The 555-nt window shown below is 71.5% G+C and carries 1 protein-coding gene; it reads right to left on the bottom strand.

What is annotated here, in order from left to right:
• Window positions 1-555 (bottom strand): ketoacyl-synthetase C-terminal extension domain-containing protein (locus ACYVD5_RS12695; RefSeq protein ID WP_461001205.1); only part of this gene is annotated, 555 nt, incomplete at both ends.

Here is a 555-nt window from a genome sequence, read left to right as displayed (position 1 = left end):
GCCCTGTTCCAGCACCACGTGGGCGTTGGTGCCGCTGATCCCGAACGACGACACCCCCGCCCTGCGCGGGCGACCATTGCGTTCCCACGGCCGCGGCTCGGACAGCACCTCGACCGCGCCGGCGGACCAATCCACATGCGGCGATGGCACCTCCGCATGCAGCGTCTTCGGCAACCGGCCGTGCCGCATCGCCTCCACCATCTTGATCACACCGGCCACCCCGGCGGCCGCCTGCGTATGCCCGAAGTTCGACTTCACCGACCCCAACCACAACGGGGCATCCGGCGAACGGTCCGCCCCATAGGTCGCCAGCAGCGCCTGCGCCTCGATCGGGTCACCCAGTGCGGTACCGGTGCCATGGGCTTCGACCGCATCGACCTCCGCGGCCGACACACCCGCATCCGCCAACGCCCGCGCGATCACCCGCCGCTGCGACGGCCCGTTCGGCGCGGACAAGCCGTTCGAGGCGCCGTCCTGGTTCACCGCACTTCCGCGCACCACGGCCAGGACCGGGTGGCCCAGCCGCCGCGCATCCGACAACCGCTCCACCACCAA

It is taken from the genome of Streptomonospora sediminis (genome assembly GCF_054778995.1).
Note: the sequence above shows the minus strand (reverse complement) of the source record. Positions and strands in the feature narration are given on the sequence as shown.